The sequence below is a fragment of the Methylobacterium sp. GC_Met_3 genome, from assembly GCF_026540775.1.
In the GTDB taxonomy this organism is placed as follows: Bacteria; Pseudomonadota; Alphaproteobacteria; order Rhizobiales; family Beijerinckiaceae; genus Methylobacterium.
The window spans coordinates 1-660 of record NZ_JALNUL010000184.1 but is presented as its reverse complement, the minus strand read 5'-3'; the positions used below and the strand labels follow the sequence as shown (position 1 = coordinate 660).

The 660-nt window shown below is 65.5% G+C and carries 1 pseudogene; it reads left to right on the top strand.

The features are described from left to right. The first annotated feature begins 64 nt into the window (after positions 1-64). Positions 65-647: pseudogene (locus OXS27_RS32425) on the top strand (transposase). The last annotated feature ends 13 nt before the right edge of the window (positions 648-660 follow it).

Sequence of the window (660 nt, the reverse complement as noted above, 5' to 3'; positions counted from 1 at the left end):
GGTTGGGTTGAGTGGCCGGGATGGCGGTGATTCCAGGGGGTGCTGAAGCCTGCCAGGAAACGCCATGTGGACCCCGACCACCCGGCGGCGGCATAGCCGCGCGGGCTTACGCCATGAAACCGATCTCACGGACGCCGGGTGGGCGCTGATCGGCCCGCTGATGCCAGCACCTGCCACGTGCGGTCGGCCCCCGGTCTGGGCGAAGCGGGAGATCCTCAACGCGATCTTCTACGTTCTACGCGATGCCCTCGTCGATACGGGTGGACGTGCCCTCGTTCTCGATCCACAGCCGGCCGATGTGCAAGATCGCGACGGAGCTGTTCCGGTGCTGCGCCCATCGCGGCGAACCTTCCCGCTCATCACCAAGGCGTTCGCCGATGCAGGCTATGCTGGCGATCGTCCAGCCACGGCCACGATTATCACCGTCGAGATCGTGCGCAAGCCACCCGGCCAGGTCGGATGTGCCGTTCATCCTCGCAGATGGGTGGTCGATCCTTCGACAGGCTCAGGATGAGGGCTTCTTCGCTTGGATCCGCCGTAACCGCCGCCTTTGGAAGGACCCGGAGGCGACCGTCGCTTCGGCTGAGGCCTTTCTCTACGCCGCAGCCGTCATCATCCTCGTCCGACGCCTCGCCCGCGCTTCATGAAATATCGGACGGA